19 protein-coding genes and 1 rRNA gene are annotated in these 18,042 nt (G+C 28.8%); 12 read left to right on the top strand and 8 right to left on the bottom strand.

Features of this window, described 5'->3' with window-relative positions; genetic code table 11:
• Positions 1–106: 106 nt before the first annotated feature.
• The 8 genes from rsmG to rpmH form a co-directional block, all read right to left on the bottom strand.
• A complete protein-coding gene (rsmG, locus tag IC213_RS14310) occupies positions 107–826 on the bottom strand; it encodes a 16S rRNA (guanine(527)-N(7))-methyltransferase RsmG (RefSeq protein WP_227483330.1) in 720 nt (239 codons plus the stop codon).
• The gene (gene mnmG, locus IC213_RS14305; protein ID WP_227436566.1) at positions 819–2,714 is read right to left on the bottom strand and encodes a tRNA uridine-5-carboxymethylaminomethyl(34) synthesis enzyme MnmG; all 1,896 of its coding nucleotides are present in this window, start codon (positions 2,712–2,714) and stop codon (positions 819–821) included. The genes rsmG and mnmG overlap by 8 nt, the downstream gene beginning before the upstream one ends.
• Before the next feature lie 122 nt (positions 2,715–2,836).
• Positions 2,837–4,216 (bottom strand): tRNA uridine-5-carboxymethylaminomethyl(34) synthesis GTPase MnmE, encoded by a 1,380-nt coding sequence (gene mnmE, locus IC213_RS14300; protein ID WP_227483331.1) that lies wholly within the window; start codon positions 4,214–4,216, stop codon positions 2,837–2,839.
• A 109-nt stretch (positions 4,217–4,325) separates the two neighbouring features.
• Entirely contained in the window at positions 4,326–4,955 is a 630-nt protein-coding gene (gene jag, locus IC213_RS14295; protein ID WP_227436570.1) for an RNA-binding cell elongation regulator Jag/EloR, read from the bottom strand.
• Entirely contained in the window at positions 4,924–5,631 is a 708-nt protein-coding gene (locus IC213_RS14290) for a YidC/Oxa1 family membrane protein insertase (protein ID WP_227436572.1), read from the bottom strand. Before IC213_RS14290 ends, jag begins: the two co-directional genes overlap by 32 nt.
• A 31-nt stretch (positions 5,632–5,662) precedes the next feature.
• Entirely contained in the window at positions 5,663–5,914 is a 252-nt protein-coding gene (gene yidD / locus IC213_RS14285; protein ID WP_227436574.1) for a membrane protein insertion efficiency factor YidD, read from the bottom strand.
• Positions 5,915–5,946: 32 nt separating this feature from the next.
• Positions 5,947–6,291 (bottom strand): ribonuclease P protein component, encoded by a 345-nt coding sequence (rnpA, locus tag IC213_RS14280; RefSeq protein ID WP_227436576.1) that lies wholly within the window; start codon positions 6,289–6,291, stop codon positions 5,947–5,949.
• A 77-nt stretch (positions 6,292–6,368) separates the two neighbouring features.
• Positions 6,369–6,506, bottom strand: coding sequence for a 50S ribosomal protein L34 (gene rpmH, locus IC213_RS14275; RefSeq protein ID WP_003420485.1), 138 nt, complete (start codon positions 6,504–6,506; stop codon positions 6,369–6,371).
• Positions 6,507–7,164: 658 nt separating this feature from the next.
• On the opposite strand from rpmH, the gene dnaA reads away from it, so the two are divergent.
• The 12 genes from dnaA to IC213_RS14215 form a co-directional block, all read left to right on the top strand.
• Positions 7,165–8,484 carry a chromosomal replication initiator protein DnaA gene (gene dnaA, locus IC213_RS14270; protein WP_255613434.1) on the top strand — a complete coding sequence of 440 codons (1,320 nt, stop codon included), beginning with the start codon at positions 7,165–7,167 and terminating at the stop codon, positions 8,482–8,484.
• A 241-nt stretch (positions 8,485–8,725) separates the two neighbouring features.
• Positions 8,726–9,832 (top strand): DNA polymerase III subunit beta, encoded by a 1,107-nt coding sequence (gene dnaN, locus IC213_RS14265; RefSeq protein WP_227436578.1) that lies wholly within the window; start codon positions 8,726–8,728, stop codon positions 9,830–9,832.
• Positions 9,833–9,969: 137 nt separating this feature from the next.
• Positions 9,970–10,176: a S4 domain-containing protein YaaA gene (yaaA, locus tag IC213_RS14260; protein WP_227436580.1), complete on the top strand. Its 207-nt coding sequence runs from the start codon at positions 9,970–9,972 to the stop codon at positions 10,174–10,176.
• A 16-nt stretch (positions 10,177–10,192) separates the two neighbouring features.
• Entirely contained in the window at positions 10,193–11,308 is a 1,116-nt protein-coding gene (gene recF, locus IC213_RS14255; RefSeq protein WP_227436582.1) for a DNA replication/repair protein RecF, read from the top strand.
• Positions 11,309–13,210 (top strand): DNA topoisomerase (ATP-hydrolyzing) subunit B, encoded by a 1,902-nt coding sequence (gene gyrB, locus IC213_RS14250; protein ID WP_227436584.1) that lies wholly within the window; start codon positions 11,309–11,311, stop codon positions 13,208–13,210.
• A gap of 19 nt (positions 13,211–13,229) precedes the next feature.
• Complete coding sequence (gene gyrA, locus IC213_RS14245; protein ID WP_227436586.1) at positions 13,230–15,656, top strand: DNA gyrase subunit A; 2,427 nt, start codon at positions 13,230–13,232, stop codon at positions 15,654–15,656.
• Positions 15,657–15,724: 68 nt separating this feature from the next.
• Positions 15,725–16,021 (top strand): YtxH domain-containing protein, encoded by a 297-nt coding sequence (locus IC213_RS14240; protein WP_227436588.1) that lies wholly within the window; start codon positions 15,725–15,727, stop codon positions 16,019–16,021.
• Complete coding sequence (locus IC213_RS14235; RefSeq protein ID WP_054272124.1) at positions 16,021–16,281, top strand: hypothetical protein; 261 nt, start codon at positions 16,021–16,023, stop codon at positions 16,279–16,281. The genes IC213_RS14240 and IC213_RS14235 overlap by 1 nt, the downstream gene beginning before the upstream one ends.
• A gap of 11 nt (positions 16,282–16,292) precedes the next feature.
• Positions 16,293–16,610 carry an STAS domain-containing protein gene (locus IC213_RS14230; RefSeq protein WP_227436590.1) on the top strand — a complete coding sequence of 106 codons (318 nt, stop codon included), beginning with the start codon at positions 16,293–16,295 and terminating at the stop codon, positions 16,608–16,610.
• A gap of 3 nt (positions 16,611–16,613) precedes the next feature.
• Positions 16,614–17,021, top strand: a complete 408-nt coding sequence (locus IC213_RS14225) for an ATP-binding protein (protein WP_227436592.1) — start codon at positions 16,614–16,616, stop codon at positions 17,019–17,021.
• The gene (locus IC213_RS14220; protein ID WP_227436593.1) at positions 17,021–17,794 is read left to right on the top strand and encodes a SigB/SigF/SigG family RNA polymerase sigma factor; all 774 of its coding nucleotides are present in this window, start codon (positions 17,021–17,023) and stop codon (positions 17,792–17,794) included. Before IC213_RS14225 ends, IC213_RS14220 begins: the two co-directional genes overlap by 1 nt.
• A gap of 181 nt (positions 17,795–17,975) precedes the next feature.
• Positions 17,976–18,042 (top strand): 16S ribosomal RNA (locus IC213_RS14215); the annotation flags it as partial.

The raw sequence follows: 18,042 nt of genomic DNA, 5'->3' as shown, positions 1-18,042 counted from the left end.
TTATTTCTGCATCTACTTTAATAATTCCTTTATTTTTGTTTGTTTTGAGGCAACCTTAATTATTTCCTGAGAAATGATTAAGGTTGCCTACTAATTAATATCTTGATTATTTAATAGGATTTTTAGCTGGCTTACCAGCTTTTCTAGGGTATTTAACTGGTGTTTCATGTATCTTTTTAAAAACTAATATATTATGATTTAAATCTATTTCTGGTAATTCTACATCTATTTTTTCAATAAACTCTAATCCTAAAGTATCTATAGCCTTTTTTGATTCCTCTAATTCTAGATTAGCATTTGGACCTTTTAAACAAATAAAATATCCTCCTACTTTTACAAATGGTACACAAAATTCCATAAGAATTGGTAATCCAGCTACAGCTCTTGCTGTAGCAATATCATACTTTTCCCTGTACTTTTCATCTTTTCCAAAATCTTCAGCTCTTCCATGTATAAATTTAATACCCTCTAGTTCTAATGCTCTAGCAACTTCTTCTAGAAAGCTTATTCTTTTATTTAAAGAGTCCAATAAGGTTAACTCTAACTCCTCTAAACATATTTTTAGTGGTATACCTGGAAAACCAGCACCTGTACCAACATCTATTATGGACATACCATTTTTTATATATCCATTTTTTACAGCTGAAATAGAGTCTAAAAAGTGTTTTATATATACTTCTTTTTCATCCTCTATTCCTGTAAGGTTCATTTTTTGATTCCAATCAACTAATATATCTCTATAAGTTTTAAATTTTTGTAACATATCATCATTTGTATCTATATTAAAATTTTTAATTCCATTTTCTAGAAGTTCTATATTATTCACTTTTTCCACCTCTAGTTCTTCTAACTTGTTCTAGGTGTATAAGTAACACTGATATATCAGCTGGAGAAACACCTGATATACGAGATGCTTGACCTATTGAAATAGGTTTTATGTCATCTAACTTTTGTCTTGCTTCTAATCTAAGTCCTTCTATTGATGAATAATTTATTTTTTCATCTAATTTTTTATTCTCAAGCTTTTTAAATTGGTCTATCTGTTTTAATTGCTTGTCTATATAACCTTCATACTTAGTCATTATTACGCATTGTTCTTTAACTTCTCTTGAAACATCTTCACCAGCATCTTTTCCTATTTCTTCAAGCAATTCATAGGATACCTCTGGTCTTTTTAAAAACTCATACAGTGATATTCCAACTTTTATTGGCGTTGCACCTTTTTCTTCTAGTAAATTATTTACTTCCTTTGGTGTAACTCTTTCGCTCTTTAATCTTTCAAATTCTTTTTCAACAGCATTCTTCTTATTTATGAATCTTTCATATCTATCTTTTTTAACTAAGCCTAATTCATAACCCTTTTGAGTTAATCTCATATCCGCATTATCTTGTCTTAAATACAATCTATATTCTGCTCTTGATGTCATCATTCTATAAGGTTCATTAGTTCCTTTAGTAACAAGGTCATCTAATAATACACCTATATATGCTTCTGAACGATCTAATACAAAAGGTTCTTTTCCTTCTATCTTTCTAACAGCATTTATACCCGCCATAAGCCCTTGAGCTGCTGCTTCTTCATATCCAGAAGTTCCATTAAATTGCCCTGCACTAAATAAGTTTTCAACACCTTTTATTTCTAAACTTATTTTTAATTGTGTTGGGTCCACACAATCATATTCTATAGCATATGCAGGTCTCATTATCTTACAGTTTTCAAGCCCCTTTATAGTTTTATACATATCTAGTTGAACTTCAAAAGGTAAACTAGTTGATATCCCTTGAATATACATTTCTTTAGTATTCAAACCCTCTGGCTCTATAAACAATTGATGTGAAGTTTTATCACTAAATCTTACTACTTTATCTTCTATAGAAGGACAATATCTTGGCCCAGTACTTTCTATAACTCCACTATACATGGCAGACCTTTTTAAATTATCTAGTATAACTCTTTGAGTATCTTCAGTGGTTCTTGTTAAATAACAAGGTTCTTGCTCTTTCTCTATGTTTTCATTCATAAATGAGAAAGGAGTTACTTTTTCGTCACCTTCTTGTAGAGACATTACAGAGAAATCTATACTATCTCTATGGACTCTTGCTGGTGTTCCTGTTTTAAATCTTCTCATTCTAAGACCTAATTCAACTAAACTATCTGTAAGGTATTTTGCATATCCTAATGCATTAGGACCTTCGTAAAATGCCACCTCACCCATATATATTTTTGAATTTAAATAAACTCCAGTAGCTAATATTACAGCTTTAGATTTAAATGAACATCCTAGCTTAGTTCCAACACCTATTACAACATTTCCTTCATGTAATATTTCTACAACTTCATCCATAGCTATATCGAGGTTTGGCTCATTTTCTAATGTTTTTTTCATTTCTTCATGGTATTTAAATTTATCTGCTTGGGCTCTCAAGGAATGAACTGCTGGTCCTTTAGCAGTATTTAACATTCTACTTTGTATATATGTCTTGTCTATATTTAGTCCCATTTGACCACCTAAAGCATCTATCTCTTTTACTAACTGACCTTTACCCGTTCCACCAATTGATGGATTGCAAGGCATTAATGCAATAGAATCTAAAGACATTGTTATTATCAAAGTTTTATATCCCATTCTTGCCGTAGCTAAAGCAGCTTCACATCCCGCGTGACCTGCCCCAACTACTATAACATCATATTTTCCTGCTTCAAACTTTATCATTTATAATTCCTTTCTTTTTAATATTAATGTTTCATGAGAAACACTATAAAATATCTATAATTTCTACAATAAAAAATGAAATTTATTACTTCTATATCTTCTTTCCTTTTGTGTTTTACATCCTATTTTCCTATACAGAAGTTGTGGAATATATTATCTAATAAATCTTCTGTTACTGTATCTCCATTAATATATCCAAGATAGTCCCATATATTTTTTAAATCTACTTCTACAAAGTCAAATGGCATACTTTGTTCTAGAGCAATTAAAGCATCTGTTGCAGACTTATATGCCTTACCAAGTGCATCCTTATGTCTAGAATTAGTTACTATTAAACTAGAATTGTTTTTGATACTTCCTTTATATACCATAGACTCTATCTTATCTTGTAATGCTTCTATTCCTTCTTGCTGTAAAGCTGATATTCTTATTATACTATTATTTTCTACATATTTAAGTATTTTTTCTTCTTCAATCTCTTGTTTTAAGTCATTTTTATTTAATAGTACTATTGTTTGTTTATCTTTAAGCTTCTTTAATATTTCTACATCTTCTTCTGACAACTTTCTTGATGCATCTAAAACCATTATAATTAAATCAGCACTTGTAAATGATTCTTTAGATTTCTCAACGCCTATTTTTTCAACTATATCATCAGTATCTCTTATACCTGCTGTATCAACTATCTTAAGAGGTATACCTTTTATATTAACAAATTCCTCTATAACATCTCTAGTAGTTCCTGGTATGTCTGTAACTATAGCTCTATTTTCTCCCAAAATAGAGTTAAGCAGTGAAGATTTTCCTACATTTGGTTTCCCAACAATTACTGTTTTCAAGCCTTCTCTAAGTATTTTCCCACTTTCAGCTGTATCATATAATTTTTTAATTTCTTTTTTAAGTTCACCAGTTTTATCCTTAAGCGTTTGATATGTTATATGTTCAATATCTTCTTCAGGATAATCTATAGCAACTTCTACATGTGCCAGTATCTCAGTAACTTTATCTCTTAAGTCTCTTATCTTCTTTGATAGAGAACCCTCTAACTGGTTTTGAGCAACTTCATGAGCTATATCAGTTTTTGCCTTTATAACATCTATTACTGCTTCTGCTTGAGATAAATCTATTCTTCCGTTTAAAAATGCTCTTTTAGTAAACTCCCCAGCTTCTGCCAATCTAACATCTTTAGATAATATTAGTTCTAAAATTTTCTTTACTGAAATAAATCCACCATGGCAATTTATTTCTATAACATCTTCTCCTGTGTATGAATTGGGCCCCTTCATATATGCCAATAATACTTCATCTATTGCATTTTCATTATCTACAATATTTCCATATATTAATGTTCTTTTATTATAATCTTTTATACTCTTTCCTGACATGGATTTAAAGATTTCTTCTGCAACTTTTAAAGCTTTTTCTCCACTTATTCTCAGTATACCTATACCACCTTCTCCAGGTGCTGTAGCTATAGCCGCTATTGTATCATCTATAAACAAATTTATCACCTCTTAATTTATAATTTTTACATATAGATTTATTTTTGACCAGTTACAATGATTTAATAAGATTAAAAAATAAAACCCCCTAATGTTTAGGAGGTTGATTTTATCTTTTACACTCAATTACTAATCTTCTATATGGATCGGTTCCTTCACTATATGTAATTACATATTTGTCATTTTGAAGGGCTGAATGTATTATTCTTCTCTCATATGGATTCATATAATCTAATTTTTTAGTTTTTCTTGTTTTCGCTACTTCTCTAGCAACCTTATTAGCATATCTTATTAAAGATTCTTCTCTTTTTGACCTATAGTTTTCTATATCTACAAGTACTCTTGTATGAGAGTCTTTATTTATTTTATTAAGAGCTAATCCAGTTAAAAATTGAATAGAATCTAAAGTTTCCCCTCTTCTACCAATTAAACTTGCAGCTTCTTTGCCTTCAATATCAACCATGATTAAATTATCTTTTTGAGATACATTGACTTTGGCATCAACATTTGCATTTTTCAACATTACCTCTATAAAATTTTTAGCTACATCTAGTTCCTTTTCAATAACAAAAATTTCATAGGTACCATCTTTAGCACCTATAAAACCTAAAAACCCCTTGCTTGGATTTTCTAGTATTTCTACCTCTATATCCTCTACTTTTAAATTTAAATCTGCTATCGCCTTATTTATAGCTTCTTCTTTACTTTTACTTTTTATTAATTTTAGGCTTTTTCTCATTAACTTTTTCCTCCTTAGAGTTAGCAGCCAGCTTAGCTTTTAAAGGATTCATTATTAAGTAATACTGAGCTATTGAGAATAAGTTACTTACTGTCCAGTACAATGTAAGTCCTGCTGGGAATATAAATCCCCAATAGAAAGACATCCCTGCCATTACATATGTCATTACTTTCATAGAGCCTTGTAGTTGGTCCTTTGGAGTCATTACCTTTTGCATTACATATGCACTTGCTCCTGAAAATACTGCTAATACATAATCTGGTGCTGTTAAACTTTTTATCCATAAAAACCCATTGTCAGCTGCCATAAATGCAGCTTGATTTGCAAAAACGCCATGAGCAACTGGCTCTCTTAAAACGCTAAATAATCCTATTAATATAGGAAACTGTATTAATAAAGGTAAACAACCAGATAGTGGATTAATTTTAGCTTCTCCATATAACTTAACAATTTCTTCATTTTGTTTTTCTGGCTTATTTTTATATTTTTCTTGTATCTCTTTTATACGAGGTTGTATATCTTGCATTGCCTTTGTTGACTTAGTCTGTTTAACTGTTAATGGTAGTAAAATAATCTTTACAAGTATAGTAAAAATTATTATAGAAATACCATAGTGGTTAACAAATTCAAATATTACCTTAAGAATTAATCCTAAGAAATTTCCTATTATATTCAATTTTTTTATACCTCCTAATAGTTACTCTCTTTTATTTTAGAGGGTCGTAACCTCCTGGATGAAAAGGATGACATTTTAGAAGTCTTCTTATTGTTAAGTACATACCTTTTACAAATCCATATTTTTTAAATGCCTCTATTGAATATTGTGAGCAAGTTGGATAGAATCTACAAGTAGGTCCCTTTAAGGGAGATATATACTTTTGATAAAATTTTACTAAATAAATACATAAATTCGATAAATACCTACTTATTTCCTTTAATATATAAATTATTTTATTCAAAATTATTAACCTCCATATTTATAGCATATAATTTAAAGAGAAATATCCGTTCTTTTAACTAAATTTTTTATAGACTTGTCTATCTCTTTAAAACTAGCATCTTTACTAGATACTCTTGCTATAAATACTATATCATATCCAGGCTTAATTTTTTCATCAATATTTAATCTGTAGACTTCTTTTATTAATCTTCTTACTCTATTTCTAGTGATAGCTTTTCCTACTTTCTTTGAAACAGAAATACCTATTCTACTATAATCTGATTTATTTTTAAGTATATATATTACTAAATATCTGTTTGCAAAAGATTTGCCGTGTTTATATACTTTTCTAAAATCAGAGTCTTTTTTTAACCCCTTTGTCCTATTAAAGTCCATAGTTAACCTCCATAAACACAGCTATGCATTGTAATTATTTACACAAAAAGGCCACCTTTGCAGCGGCCCTTTTGTAATTAATGAGTTAATCTATTTCTTCCTTTAGCTCTTCTTCTTTTTAACACGTTTCTTCCGTTAGACGTCTTCATTCTTTTTCTGAAACCATGTTCTTTACTTCTTTGTCTCTTTTTTGGTTGATAAGTTCTTTTACTCATTATTTTGCACCGCCTTTCAGATTTCATTTTCCGTTTATAAAAATAATAACTTTACCCTCAAAGTAAACATAACACATATAATTATAAATACTTTTACTATCGTTGTCAACGAGTTTTTGGTATGCTTGCATCACAAAATCTACCATATATATATTATGTATTTTTTTTATTGAAAATACTAGTAAAAATCTATTTAATTTTATTCTAAATTATTTTTTTCAATTATATACACAAATAAAGCAAATTTAACATGTTTATATTTTTATCAACAATTAGTTAATATTGTGGATAAATTAGTTACAAATCATTGAAGTTTGACATATATTTTGATATTATAAATATACTTGTTGATAATGTGTATAAATGTTATCAACTTATTAAAAATTATTCACAGCTTGTGGATACTTTTGTGTATAACTTTTAAGATTACTGACAATACTCTAGTTATAATCACCATTTATTGTATGTTTATGTTATTTATAACTTTATCTACATATTGTTTATATCTTTTCATATTTTTTTAATAATTTATACTATTATTAATTTATCAACACCATTATCCATAAATTTAGTTATTCTGTAAAATTTATATATATTTTTGCTTTTCTGTTAATAACTTTGTGGAAAATATTAATTATTCTGTTCGGAGGTTTATATTATGGATATAGTTTCTTTATGGGACAAAACCCTACAATTAATAAAAGGTGACTTAACTTCAGTAAGTTTTAATACCTTTTTTAAAAACATCGTACCATTAAAAATACATCTTAATGACTTGATACTACTAGCTCCTAGTGATTTTAATAAAGATATTCTAGAAAATAGATATTTGCATTTAATTGAAGATGCTATAAATCAACTGTCATTAAAAAAGTATAATATTAAATTTGTATTGAGCGAAAAAGAAGTTGCTGACCTAAATTCTGATAGTGCAGATTTAAATTATAGAGTACTTTACCCTAACCTGAATCCAAAATACACATTTGATACGTTCGTTATTGGTAATAGCAATAGATTTGCTCATGCTGCATGTGTTGCAGTTGCTGAATCTCCTGCTAAAGCTTACAATCCACTTTTTTTGTATGGAGGGGTTGGCTTAGGTAAAACTCATTTAATGCACGCTATTGGACATCATATTGTCAGCCAAAAAAAAGATTCAAAAGTTGTTTATGTTTCTTCAGAAAAATTTACTAATGAACTTATAAACTCTATAAAAGATGATAAAAATGAAGAATTTAGAAATAAATATAGAAATGTAGATGTCTTATTAATTGATGATATTCAATTTATAGCTGGGAAAGAAAGAACTCAAGAAGAGTTTTTCCATACATTTAATACTCTTCATGAGGCAAATAAACAAATAATTATCTCTAGTGATAGACCACCAAAAGATATACCTACACTAGAAGATAGATTAAGATCGAGATTTGAAATGGGACTTATAACTGATATTCAGGCGCCAGACTTTGAAACAAGGATTGCTATCCTTAGAAAAAAGGCTCAACTAGAACGTATAGAAGTGCCAAACGAAGTTATGTCATATATAGCAAAAAATATTAAGTCAAATATAAGAGAACTAGAAGGTGCCTTAACTAGAGTAGTTGCTTACTCTTCTCTTAGTAATAGAGTGATATCTTTTGATCTTGCTACAGAAGCTTTAAAAGATATTATAACAACTTCTAAAAATGAAGAAATCAATGTGCTTAGAATAAAAGAAAAAGTTTCTTCTGTATTTAATTTAAAAATGGAAGATTTTAATTCTAAAAAAAGAACTCGTTCAATAGCTTTTCCAAGACAAATAGCTATGTATTTAACGCGCGAACTTACTGATTTATCTCTCCCTAAAATAGGTGAAGAATTTGGAGGAAGAGATCATACAACAGTAATTCATGCTCATGATAAAGTATCTAAAGACATAGAAGAAAGCGAAGAAATTAAGACTAAAATAGACAAAATTATATCAGATTTAAAGGGATAATTTATACACAATTGTCTGTTTATATCTATTGAATAACTTGTTTATACTTTTTTATCTTAAAATTTATTAACAAATAATTAAGTATAAAATAACAAAGATATCAACATCTTATACACATGTTGATATCTTTGCATTTATAATGTTACATGTACTTATTAACATTATCAACAACACCTACTACTATTACTACTATGATTTTAACTTATTTTTTTATATAAAAAGCCAGAGGAGGTTATCCACATTGAAAATAATTTGTAATCAAAAAATCCTAGCAAATAGAATCGGGATTGCTCAAAAAGCTATTAATGGAAAAACAACTATAGAACTATTAAAGGGTATACTTATATCTACAGAAGAAGGCCAGTTAAAACTTACTGGATATGATGCGGAGATAGGAATAGAAACTTATGTACAAGCAGAGATTATAGAAAAAGGTGATGTTGTTGTAGATGCAAGATTATTTGGAGATATAATTAGAAAATTACCAGATTCTTTTGTTGAGATAGAAACAGATTCAGAAAATAATATTTACATAAATTGTGTAAATTCAAGATTTAAAATTAAAGGATATGCAGCTAAAGAATTTCCTAAACTACCAGAATTAAATGAAGAAGATTTATACAGCATACCTCAAGAACTCCTAAAAAATATGATTAAACAAACTGTATTTGCTATTTCACAAGACCAAACAAAACCTGTTTTAATGGGAGAACTTCTAGAAATTGTAGATAAAAATTTAAATCTAGTAGCAATTGATGGCTATAGATTAGCTGTAAAAAGCTGTTCAGTTGATAGTTTAACTGAAAATATAAAAGTAATAATTCCAGGAAAGACACTTATAGATGTAAATAGCTTGCTTTCTGGAGAAGATAATGTTAAAGTTGGATTTAACGAAAAAAATGCTATTTTTATAATTAATGATACAAAAATTATTACAAGATTACTTGAAGGAGATTTTATTGATTATAAAAAATTATTGCCAAGAGAGCATAATAGTAGAGTAAAGTTAAATACTAAAGAACTTTTAAATAGTATAGAAAGAGCATCTTTATTGTCTCAATCAGAAAAAAATAACCTTATAAAATTATCTATAAGGGATAAAGTAATGGCAATTACTTCTAATACAGAAAAAGGAAATGTCTATGAAGAAGTTGAAATAGATTTAGATGGAGATTATTTAGATATAGCTTTTAACTCTCGATACTTTATTGAAGGATTGAAAAATATAGATAATGAGGAAATATTTATAGAATTTACTACAAATGTAAATCCTTGTATAATTAAACCAACAGATGATATTAATTATATTTACTTATTACTTCCAGTAAGAATATCATCTAATATATAGTAGATATTAAGGAGTTGTCTTTTGTAGAAAAATTTTTCTAATCTTAGGCAACTCCTTTTGCAAGTATTTTTATGGTATAATATACTTTTAGTGTATTAATACCTATTTACCTAAAATAATGGCAAGGAGGAACTCTTATGACTGAAATAACTATAGAATCAGACTATATAAAGTTAGATCAATTCCTAAAACTAGCAGAGATTGCATCAACCGGAGGTCATGCAAAATTTTTAATTCAAGAAGGTTTAGTGACTGTAAATGATGAAATAGAATTAAGAAGAGGGAAAAAGATAAAATCAGGAGATATAGTTGAGATAGAAGGAACTAAAATAAAAGTATTGTAAAAAAGGAGAACTTTTTGTGAAACTTAAAAGTTTGCAGCTTGTTAATTTTAGAAATTATGAAAAGTTGCATCTGGAATTTAATGGTAAAGTGAATCTTCTTGTTGGAAAAAATGGTCAAGGAAAGACAAATATAGTAGAATCTATTTATATGCTTTCTTTTGGCAAGTCATTTAGAACCAACAAAGATAGAGAAATGGTTAGATTTAATAGTGAAAATTTATATGTTGGAGGAAGTTTTTCAAAATATAATAAATATAGTCTAATAGAGCTAATTATTGGAAAAGATAAAAAGGGGATACGAATAAATAAAGTTCCTTTGCAAAAAATGCAGGAATTACTTGGCAACTTAAATGTTGTCATATTTTCACCTGAAGATTTAAGACTGGTTAAAGAAGGTCCTAAAGAGAGAAGGACTTTCATAGATAAAGAGATTAGCCAAATTATTCCTAAATATTATAATTATCTTACTAATTACAATAAAATACTTTCTCAAAGAAGTAGAGTTCTAAAAAGCATGCATGTTGATGAAGCTTTATTAGATGTATATGATGATACACTAGCAAAATACGGAAGTTATATTTATATTTTACGCAGAGACTTTATAAAAAAGATAGCTAATATATCTGAACATATGCATATGAATTTGACTAATGGAGTTGAAAAATTATCAATCAAATATAAAACTCAAATAAATATAACTGACGAAGATACTATAGAAACAGTATATAATAAATTTTTAGCCAAGTTGTCATCAAATAGACCTAATGATATAGAATCTAGAACTACTAGATATGGTATACACAAAGATGACTTAAATATATTCATAAATGATTTAGATGCAAGACTTTTTGGTTCACAAGGTCAACAAAGAACTGCTTCAATATCATTAAAGCTATCAGAGATAGAATTAATAAAAAATGAGGTTGAAGAATATCCAGTATTAATTTTAGATGATGTTTTTAGTGAGTTAGATGAAGCAAGACAAAAACTTTTAGTAAATAATTTAAGCAATGTTCAAATGTTTATAACAAGTGCTGAAATTTCACATAAAAAAATATTTGATGAAAAGGATGTTACAATATTTAATATTGAAAACGGCAATGTTATTAGCATAGAGAATGGAGGAAATTAAATGAAACAAGAATACGGTGCAAGTCAGATACAGGTATTAGAGGGATTAGAGGCCGTTAGAAAAAGACCAGGTATGTATATTGGTAGTACAAGCCCAAGAGGTTTACACCACTTAGTTTATGAAGTTGTAGATAATAGTATCGATGAGGCTTTACAAGGCTATTGTTCAAATATATATGTATCTATTAATGAAGATGGCAGTATTTTAGTAAAAGATGACGGAAGAGGTATCCCAGTCGAAACACATCCTAAGACTGGAAAATCGACTTTAGAAACAGTATTAACTAATCTTCATGCAGGAGGAAAATTTGGAGGCGGAGGATATAAAGTATCTGGAGGTCTTCATGGAGTTGGTGTTTCTGTAGTTAATGCATTATCAAAATGGATGATAGCAGAAGTTTATTTAAATGGAAAAATATATAAGCAGACATATGAAAAAGGTCTACCAACATCTAAGATTGAGATAGTTGGAGAATCTCAAAGTACAGGAACAATAATTCAATTTATGCCTGACGCTACTATATTTGATGAAATAGAGTTTAAATATGAAACATTAGAATATAGACTTAGAGAACTTTCTTTTTTAAATAAAGGAATAAAAATAGTATTTGAAGATAAAAGAGAAAATCAAGAAAAAAGAAAAGAATTTCACTATACAGGTGGTCTAGTAGAATATATTAAGTATTTAAATAAATCTAGAACTGGAATACATGATGACATAGTTTATATAGATAAAAAAGTTGATGATTGTATTGTCGAATTAGCTATGCAATATACGGATGGTTATACAGAGAACATATATTCTTTTGCAAATAATATAAATACGCATGAAGGAGGAGCTCATTTAAGTGGATTCAAAGCAGCTCTTACTAAAACTGTAAATGATTATGCTAAAAGAAATAAATTCTTAAAAGAAAATGATGTTAACTTATTAGGTGAAGATATAAGAGAAGGACTTACAGCTGTAGTATCAGTTAAATTACCAGAACCTCAATTTGAAGGACAAACTAAAACAAAACTAGGTAATAGTTTTATGAGAGGTGTAGTTGATAGTGTAACAGTTGATGAACTTGGCTCTTTCTTAGAGGAAAATCCAGCAACAGCTAGAATAATAGTTGATAAAGCTTTGAGAGCACAAAGAGCTAGAGAAGCTGCAAAGAAAGCAAGAGAATTAACAAGAAGAAAGAGTGTTTTAGAAAGCACATCTTTACCTGGAAAATTAGCAGATTGTGCAGAAAAAGATCCTGCTAAAAGTGAAATATTCTTAGTCGAAGGAGATTCAGCGGGAGGTTCCGCAAAACAAGGTAGAGATAGAAATAGCCAAGCGATACTTCCATTAAGAGGTAAGATACTTAATGTCGAAAAATCAAGACTAGATAGAATATTATCTTCAGACGAAATAAAAAATATGATAACAGCTTATGGTTGTGGTATAGGAGAAGATTTTGATATAGATAAGGCTAGATATCATAAAATTATAATTATGACCGATGCCGATGTAGATGGAGCTCATATAAGAACTTTGCTATTAACATTCTTCTTTAGATACATGAGACCTCTTATAGATGAGGGGTATGTTTATGCAGCACAACCTCCTTTATATAAAGTAACAAAGCAAAAAAAGGAACATTATGTTTATTCAGATAAAGAATTAAATGTTTTATTAGATGAAATTGGAAGAAATGGTGCAGAACTTCAAAGATATAAAGGTCTTGGAGAGATGAATGCAGAACAATTATGGGATACCACTATGAATCCTGATACAAGAACTTTATTGCAAGTAACTGTAGAAGATGCTGCAATTGCAGATGAAGTATTTTCAATGCTTATGGGTGATAAGGTTGCTCCAAGAAAAGAATTTATAGAAGAAAATGCAAGATTCGTTAGAAACTTAGATATATAGAGAGAGGGGATTAGTATACATGGAAGAAAATAACAAAATACTCCCTATTGAAATAGCGGAAGAAATGAAAAAATCTTATATCGATTATTCGATGAGTGTTATAGCTGGACGTGCTCTTCCTGATGTTAGAGATGGTCTAAAGCCAGTTCACAGAAGAATACTATACTCAATGAGTGAATTAAACTTAACACCAGATAAACCATATAGAAAGTCAGCCCGTATTGTTGGGGACGTTTTAGGTAAGTACCATCCACATGGAGATACTGCTGTTTATTTTGCAATGGTTAGAATGGCTCAAGACTTTTCAACTAGAGCACTTTTAGTAGATGGTCATGGTAACTTTGGTTCTGTTGATGGAGACTCACCAGCGGCAATGCGTTATACAGAAGCTAAGATGAGTAAATTATCATTAGAATTATTAAGAGATATAGAAAAAGAAACTGTAGATTTTAAACCAAACTTTGATGAATCATTAAAAGAACCTTCAGTACTACCAGCAAGGTATCCCAATCTATTAGTGAATGGGTCTAATGGTATAGCTGTTGGGATGGCAACTTCAATACCTCCACATAACTTAGCTGAAGTAATTGATGCAACTGTACATTTGATTGACAATCCAGATTGTAGTGTTGAGGACTTAATAAAATTTATACAAGGTCCAGATTTTCCTACAGCTGCAATTATAATGGGAAAAGAGAATATAGCAGAGGCATATAGAACTGGAAGAGGTAAAGTTAAGGTTAGATCTAGAGCTTTTATAGAAGAACTTCCAAAAGGAAAACAACAGATAATAGTTACAGAAATACCTTATCAAGTAAATAAAGCTAAATTAGTTGAGAGAATAGCTGAGTTAGTTAAAGAAAAAAGAATAGAAGGTATATCAGATTTAAGAGACGAAAGTAATAGAAATGGTATGAGAATTGTTATAGAATTAAAGAGAGATGCTAATGCTAATATAGTATTAAATAATCTGTATAAACATTCTCAAATGGAAGATACATTTAGTATAATAATGCTTGCTCTTGTAGATGGTCAACCAAGAGTTTTAAATCTTAAGCAAATACTATATCATTATATTAAACATCAAGAAGATGTTGTTACAAGAAGAACTAAATTTGAATTAAACAAAGCTGAAGCAAGAGCACATATTTTAGAAGGATTAAAAATTGCTTTAGATAATATAGATGCTGTTATAAGCTTGATAAGAGCTTCAAAAACAGGCCAAGAAGCTAAGATAGGTTTAGTAGAAAAATTCAATCTAACTGAGATTCAAGCTCAAGCTATACTAGATATGAGACTTCAAAGACTTACAGGTCTAGAAAGAGATAAGATAGAAGCTGAGTATGAAGACTTAATAAAGAAAATAAATAGATTAAAAGAAATTTTGGCTGATGAAAGATTACTTTTAAATGTAATAAAAGATGAAATGACAATAATAAAAGAAAATTATTCTGATGAAAGAAGAACAGAAATAAGACATGCTGAAGGCGAGATAGATATGAGAGATCTTATAAGTGATGAGGAAATAGCCATAACTCTTACTCACTTTGGATATATAAAAAGACTTCCATCTGATACTTATAAGAGCCAAAAAAGAGGTGGAAGAGGTATCTCAGCACTTACAACTAGAGAAGAGGACTTTGTAAGACATTTGATAACTACAACTACTCATAGTAGATTACTGTTCTTTACAAATAAGGGTAGAGTATTTAAATTAAATGCATATGAAATACCTGAAGGTAAGAGACAAGCAAAAGGTACTGCTATAGTAAACTTACTTCAATTGTCAGCAGACGAAAAGATTGCAACTTTAATACCTATAGATGGTAATGATGAAAATGAATATTTATTACTTACAACTAAAAAAGGTATCGTTAAAAAGACTAAACGAGAAGAGTTTAAAAATATAAACAAATCTGGTCTTATTGCTATAGGTTTAAGAGATGATGATGAACTTATTGGAGTAGAGCTAACAGATGGAAAACAGGAAGTACTTTTAGTAACTAATGAAGGTATGTCTATAAGGTTTGATGAAAATGATATAAGATATATGGGTAGAACAGCAATGGGTGTAAAAGGTATAACTTTAAGTAAAAAAGACTTTGTTGTATCTATGAATCTTTGTAGTAAAGGTACAGATGTATTAGTTGTCAGTAGAAATGGTTTTGGTAAAAGAACAAATATAGAAGAATATAGAAGCCAAATAAGAGCTGGAAAAGGAATTAAAACTTATAACATATCTGAAAAAACTGGTACAATTGTTGGTGCAGAGATGGTCAATGAAGATGATGAGATAATGATTATAAATTCTGATGGAGTTCTTATTAGAATAAGAGTTAATGAAATTTCACTATTTGGAAGGGTTACAAGTGGTGTTAAATTAATGAAGACTAATGAAGAAGTGAATGTAGTTTCGATTGCTAAAATAAATATTGAAGAAGAATAGGATAAATATCCTATTCTTTTTGTATAATGTACTTAGATAAAAATTTAAAATTGAAAGGAGTAGTTGTTATGTGTAATAAAAGAGGTTGTAAAAAAGGTGGATTTTTATTAATAGGAGCCATTTTAGGTTTTATATTTGGTATGTTTCTTGCACCAAAAAAAGGTTCTGAGTTAAGAAAAGAGACAAAAGATAAGTTTGATAAAGTGAAAGAAAACCCAAAAGAAGTTCTACATGAAACATTTAATGATGTTAAAGAGAGAATAATAACTTTAGTAGATGATGATAATAATGAAGAAGATATAAAAATTTCAGAAGAAGATATAGTAATAAGTAAAAGTTTTGACGACGAGGGAGATGTTAACTAATGAATGCATGGGGGTGGCAAATAGGAGCAGTGTTAGTAGGTAGTTCGGCTCTTATAGTAGCAATTTATTTAGCTAAAACTCTAAATAGTTTAAATAAAGTTGTTGAAAAAGCTTATAAGATTGTAGATTACAATGAAAGACATATACAAGATATTGTTGAAAATGCATCATCAATATCAAAGGGAATAGATGATATAGTTTATGTAATTAATAAGATATTGAGTATAGGTAATATATTTAAAATTATTAAGAGAAAATAGGAGGTTTTTACATGTCTATGAATATAGATTCAAATTTAGATTCTCAAAATAAGTTTTGGAATGTTTGTATTGATGGAGAACTTGATGTCTCTACAGCAGATAAATTAAAAGAACATTTACATGGTTTAATAGAAAGAAACATGTTGGATGTAAAGATTAATCTTAAAGATTTAGATTATATAGATTCTACAGGTTTAGGAGCTATGATAGGTGTTTTAAAAAAACTAAAAATAAATGAAAAAGAGATATACATAGTAAATCCTAAGAGTAATGTTAGGAAAATTTTTACTATAACAGGTCTAGATAAAATATTTAAAGTGGAGGGATAAATTTTGGCTTGTGAAACTATAAAGATGGAAATTACTACAAATCCAGATTATGTAGGCATAATAAGATTAACAGCGTCTGGGATTGCAAATAAAATGGGGTTTCCAATAGATGATATAGAAGATATAAAGGTAGCAGTATCAGAGGCATGTACCAATGCAATAAAACATAGTAATGATGATGTATTCAATATAGTATTTAATATTTTAGACGATGCAATTAATATAGAGATTCAAGATAATGGAAAAGGATATGATGTTAGCTCAATAAGTACACCAGATTTAGAGAATCCAAAAGAAAGTGGTCTTGGATTATTTATAATTAAAACTTTAATGGATGATGTAGATATTGAATCAGAATGTAATCAAGGAACAAAAATAAAAATGACTAAGTATTTAGGAGTTGATATTTAATGAAAAATGTAGCTAATGCTACACATTACCTAAATATGGATACAAAAGAGCTATTTAATTTATATAATACAAATAAAAACGTAGATATCAGGAATATTCTTATTGAAAGACATCTATATTTAGCAAGGTTGTTAGCTAAAAAGTATATAAACAAGGGTGTTGATTTTGAAGACATATATCAAGTTGCTTCATTAGCATTAATTTATGCTATTGATAGATATGATGTTGAAAAGGGATTTGAATTCTCCAGTTTTGCAACACCAACTATAGTAGGAGAAATTAAAAAATATTTTAGAGATAAAGTATGGACACTTAGAGTACCAAGAAGAATACAAGAATTAAGCAAAAAGATAAGTGATGCGAAAATTAAACTAGAGCAAGAAAATAAAAAACATCCAAAGGTAAAAGATATCGCTGACTATATAGGAGTTAGTGAAGAAGATGTACTAGAGGCTATGGAAGCATCTTATGGTTATCAACCTATGTCTTTAGATTCATCAAGTAATGATGATTCAGAAGACAAAGACATAACTCTTATTGATAAAATAGGAAAAGAAGAAGGTAATTTCGGAAGTATAGAATACGAAGATTTTATTAATAAGTTTATTGAAACTTTAAATGAGTTAGAAGTAAAAATATTTAAAGATAGATTTTTCTTCGATAAAACCCAGTCTAGTATAGCTAAAGAATTAGATATATCTCAAATGACTGTTTCTCGCTTAGAAAAAAAGGTCGTAGAAAAGCTAAAAAAAGAATATGAAAAAAATTTCTAAAAAATAATAAAAAAAGTATTGACCTACTGTTTGAATGATGGTATAGTATTACTTGTCCTTGAAAAAAAGGAACAAGAAAAAATACGAACATTGAAAATTAAACAGTAGGTTAATTTATATTAAGAAACAAACCATAAAGCCAGATATTTAGATAACAATAGTATCTGAGCCTGATAAACTTTTATTTGAGAGTTTGATCCTGGCTCAGGATGAACGCTGGCGGCGTGCCTAACACATGCAAGTTGAGC

Source organism: Clostridioides sp. ES-S-0049-02, assembly GCF_020658465.1.
Lineage (GTDB): Bacteria > Bacillota > Clostridia > Peptostreptococcales > Peptostreptococcaceae > Clostridioides.
This window is presented reverse-complemented; position numbering and strand designations above follow the sequence as displayed.

Bases quoted from the DNA above. Each gene is read 5' to 3' on its own strand.
- mnmG (WP_227436566.1), bottom strand. From the start codon at position 2,714: ATGATAAAGTTTGAAGCAGGAAAATATGATGTTATAGTAGTTGGGGCA.
- jag (WP_227436570.1), bottom strand. From the start codon at position 4,955: ATGAGAAAAAGCCTAAAATTAATAAAAAGTAAAAGTAAAGAAGAAGCT.
- rnpA (WP_227436576.1), bottom strand. From the start codon at position 6,291: ATGGACTTTAATAGGACAAAGGGGTTAAAAAAAGACTCTGATTTTAGA.
- rpmH (WP_003420485.1), bottom strand. From the start codon at position 6,506: ATGAGTAAAAGAACTTATCAACCAAAAAAGAGACAAAGAAGTAAAGAA.
- dnaA (WP_255613434.1), top strand. From the start codon at position 7,165: ATGGATATAGTTTCTTTATGGGACAAAACCCTACAATTAATAAAAGGT.
- yaaA (WP_227436580.1), top strand. From the start codon at position 9,970: ATGACTGAAATAACTATAGAATCAGACTATATAAAGTTAGATCAATTC.
- gyrB (WP_227436584.1), top strand. From the start codon at position 11,309: ATGAAACAAGAATACGGTGCAAGTCAGATACAGGTATTAGAGGGATTA.
- gyrA (WP_227436586.1), top strand. From the start codon at position 13,230: ATGGAAGAAAATAACAAAATACTCCCTATTGAAATAGCGGAAGAAATG.
- IC213_RS14240 (WP_227436588.1), top strand. From the start codon at position 15,725: ATGTGTAATAAAAGAGGTTGTAAAAAAGGTGGATTTTTATTAATAGGA.
- IC213_RS14235 (WP_054272124.1), top strand. From the start codon at position 16,021: ATGAATGCATGGGGGTGGCAAATAGGAGCAGTGTTAGTAGGTAGTTCG.
- IC213_RS14230 (WP_227436590.1), top strand. From the start codon at position 16,293: ATGTCTATGAATATAGATTCAAATTTAGATTCTCAAAATAAGTTTTGG.
- IC213_RS14220 (WP_227436593.1), top strand. From the start codon at position 17,021: ATGAAAAATGTAGCTAATGCTACACATTACCTAAATATGGATACAAAA.